Source organism: Sulfitobacter sp. 1A12779 (assembly GCF_043557315.1).
GTDB lineage: Bacteria > Pseudomonadota > Alphaproteobacteria > Rhodobacterales > Rhodobacteraceae > Sulfitobacter > Sulfitobacter faviae.
Genome location: NZ_JBIFFU010000058.1, coordinates 1 through 3260, shown reverse-complemented (window position 1 = coordinate 3260; position 3260 = coordinate 1). Strand labels below are relative to the sequence as shown.

The following is a 3260-nucleotide window of genomic DNA, read 5'->3' as shown; positions in this document are numbered from 1 at the left end:
GGCTCGGTGGTCTTCAACGGCTCTGCCAAAGAAGTACTCGAGAACGAACAACTGCGCGCCGAATATTTGGCAATTTAAGCGCGCACGTTAACCATCGCTTTGGATTTTCGATATAATTGTGGCCCGGTTTACGTATTCGTAACCGGGCCACAGCATATTAAGGGGAAAGGCTTATCCCCTTTGATCCGGCGGCACATGATGTAGTGCGACGCGGCTTGCCAACTTAAAATGTTCTTGCATTGTTCCACTCATGCCAGCCAGATGGAAAAACGACAAACCTATGTCCCGCCAGGCGTTCGACGCTCAGTTTTCTGACGAGGAAGCGTGCTCGCTTTATCTGGCGGAGCATCGTTGGCCCGAGGGCTTCGTCTGCCCCTTCTGTGGCACGTGCAAGGGCTGGCCTCTAAAGCGAAATCGCGCAACTTGGGAGTGCGCCGGTTGCGCGCGGCAGACATCCGTGACGGCCGGCACGGTGATGCATAGCAGCCACTTGCCGTTGCGAACGTAGTTCCTCGCCGCACACATCATCACCAGTCATTCCAACGGCATGTCAGCACTGCAACTTCAGGCCCAACTTGGCCTCGGCAGTTACAAGACAGCCTGGCTCATCTTACAAAAGCTGCGGCGGTCCATGGTCAATCCTGAACGCAATCCCCTGAAAGACCTCGTTGAAATCGATGAGACAGAGATGCCGTTCCGGTCCCGGCATGATCCACAGGATCGGCCAAAGGGCGGGCGTAGCCCCGTCGGAAAGATGTTTGTCATCTGTGCCGTCGAGCTATCAGATGACGGCCAGCCGCGCCGGATCAGGATGAAGCACATTCCCGACGGTGCGGCGAAGACGCTGCACGGGTTCATTGGTCAGGTCGTGGAACCCGGCGCACACATCATCACGGACGGCTGGCTCGGTTACGAAAATCCTCCGGCAAACACGCACGAGGCGAAGGTCGTCAGCGGCAAGAAGGCACACGAGATCCTCCACTGGGTCCACCGTGTGTTCTCTATACCGCGCCTACTTCAAAACCCGAAAGTTATCGTGGGTTATGACGCGGAAGTTGTCTGAGACCTTGTCGCGGAACTTCGTCCATTCCTGCGGGATGGTTTCACGCATGAATGCAAGGATGGCGTCGGCGAACTGCTTTTGACTTGGGTAGTAGCGATTGTGGGTCACGTATTGATGCAAGACGGCCCAAAGCCGCTCAATGGGATTGAGATGAGGGCAGTAAGGCGGCAGCTGGATCAGATGGATACGGCAAGCTGCCCTGGCGAGGAAGGCTCTGACATCGGGCCCTTTGTGGTAGGCCGCGTTGTCCCAGATGACATGAATGATGCGCTTGTCAGGGTTGCGCGCTTCGATCTTGGTCAGAAGCTGTGCTGCACTGACCCCATCAACGGTTGTGGGCTCGACAAAGGGTGCATCGAAGGTTTCAAGGTTCACAGCCCCATGAATATTCACACGACCGCGCCCTGCCGTGCTGAGAACCGCTGGATTTGATCCTACCTTCACCCAGCCAAACGCAGGCTTGGTCTGGTATTCCGGATGCACCGCATCCGTTGCCCGGCAGTTGATTGCAAGGCAATCAATGAGAGGGGGCGAAGTAGACGGCTTCATCCGCTGGTAACTCACGCATCAGGCGGTCGTAAAATGCGATGAAAGCGGCCTGTTTTTCCACGGATGCCACGCGCGGCAGGGGCTTGGGCTTGCGGTATTCAAAGCCCAGTCGGGCCAGAAGTTTAATGCAGCCAGAATGGGAATAGTTCAGACCGCACTCAGCTGCGACATGGGCCCTGATCTCGACCGTCGAGCGACAGAAGCGTGCTTCCAGCCAGGCGCATAAAGCAACCTCCTGTGCCTGTGTCATACGGGACTGACCGCCTTTCCAGCCGTCGAAAGCAAGCGCATCCCAACCATCTTGCAGAAAGGTTTTATGCCAGCCCCGGATGGTATCGTCGTCCAAGTAGAGAAACTTTGCGATCCGAGCACAGCTTTCCCCGTCGTCGAGCAGCAGGATCGCATTTGCCCGGCGGGCAATGCCGTGGTCCTCGCGCTGGCAACGCACGCAAGCCTCAAGCTCGAGGCGGTCTGCTGAGGAAAGAAAGCCGGGGCGGATCATAGGCATAGCTGAATCGTTCCAAACCCAGCCGTCAAGTCACCAAATTCGGCTTCCGCAGGACTCGGAGTATAACGAAACAAATCAGCGCGATCAGCACATGAATGCGAAAAGTGGATTTACCCGACATATCTCAAACTACTCAAATTTTGCCCTTCTGTGGGGCTTAAGCGGACCTTAGCACACGGGCGGTAAAACGCGACCGCGCATGGTCGGTTTCGTCTATAGTTGTGACGTTTCTCGTGGGGGTTGTATCTGTAGTGCATCTTTGCGCGATCTACTGTACACTTATAAATTGTAAAATGCCCTTATTAATTTCTTAACGTCGCCCCAATCGAGCCACAATGTCCCGGGCATATGGGAGGAATAGAAAATCTTGCGCGACCAGATGTAACGCGCTTGGCAGAAAGGCCGGACCCATGAGAATCCTAGCAGTAGATGACGATCCTTTCATCCTAGAACTGTTGAAAGAGATCATCGGTCATATCGGTGACCATACACTCGAAACAGCCGAATCCGGACCAGAGGCGTTGGCCATGATGCGCGAAGCGAACCGCTTTGACTGCGTCTTGCTCGACTTCCAGATGCCTGTGATGAACGGTGTCGAGGTGTGCCGCGCGTTGCGCACCCTTGATGGCTATGACCAGACACCTGTCGTGATGCTGACGGCTATGTCGGAAAAGCGGTATATCGACGCCGCCTTCCTTGCGGGCGCGACCGACTACATCAACAAGCCGTTCGAAATCTCTGACTTGCGCGTGCGCCTTGGCGTCATCAGCTCGCTTGTGGATGCCCGCCGCGACAACGGTATGACCTTTTCGGCAACGCCGTTCGGCCACCGGACCAGCACCGACAACGCGCCCTTGGCGCTTCACAAGCCGTTCGAGATCCGCGATATTGATGGCGTAGTCGATGTTGTCGCGCTTGAAAACTATGTCTCGAAACTGTCCCGCTCGCGCCTGTTTGGTTCTAGCGTCTTTGCCATCTCGATCCGCCGGATCGAGCAACTGTTCATGCAAGTTACGCCTTTCGACTTTCAGTGCATGATCGTTGATGTCGCCGAGGCGCTGTCCGATACGCTGGGCGAACGCAACTTTATCGCACCCTCGACGACGCAGACGAAGGACCCGCTGCCGGCGTAGGCGGCGA

3 protein-coding genes and 2 pseudogenes are annotated in these 3260 nt (G+C 56.0%); 3 read left to right on the top strand and 2 right to left on the bottom strand.

The genetic code is table 11. The features are described from left to right. Both ACGYLQ_RS20625 and ACGYLQ_RS20620 read left to right on the top strand, forming a co-directional pair. Positions 1–78, top strand: a pseudogene (locus ACGYLQ_RS20625) (ABC transporter ATP-binding protein); the annotation flags it as partial. A 172-nt stretch (positions 79–250) separates the two neighbouring features. After that, a pseudogene (locus ACGYLQ_RS20620) lies at positions 251–1003 on the top strand (IS1595 family transposase); the annotation flags it as partial. Positions 1004–1012: 9 nt separating this feature from the next. Here the strand turns inward: ACGYLQ_RS20620 and ACGYLQ_RS20615 are convergent. After that, entirely contained in the window at positions 1013–1546 is a 534-nt protein-coding gene (locus ACGYLQ_RS20615) for an IS630 family transposase (RefSeq protein ID WP_394444648.1), read from the bottom strand. A 34-nt stretch (positions 1547–1580) separates the two neighbouring features. Beyond that, a complete protein-coding gene (locus tag ACGYLQ_RS20610; protein ID WP_394407235.1) occupies positions 1581–2120 on the bottom strand; it encodes a transposase in 540 nt (179 codons plus the stop codon). A 410-nt stretch (positions 2121–2530) separates the two neighbouring features. Here ACGYLQ_RS20610 and ACGYLQ_RS20605 point away from each other — a divergent pair, with 410 nt between their 5' ends. After that, the gene (locus ACGYLQ_RS20605; RefSeq protein ID WP_394444646.1) at positions 2531–3253 is read left to right on the top strand and encodes a PleD family two-component system response regulator; all 723 of its coding nucleotides are present in this window, start codon (positions 2531–2533) and stop codon (positions 3251–3253) included. Positions 3254–3260: the final 7 nt, after the last annotated feature.

Excerpts from the sequence above, each read along its gene's own strand:
- ACGYLQ_RS20605 (WP_394444646.1), top strand. The coding sequence starts at position 2,531 with ATGAGAATCCTAGCAGTAGATGACGATCCTTTCATCCTAGAACTGTTG.
- ACGYLQ_RS20610 (WP_394407235.1), bottom strand. The coding sequence starts at position 2,120 with ATGCCTATGATCCGCCCCGGCTTTCTTTCCTCAGCAGACCGCCTCGAG.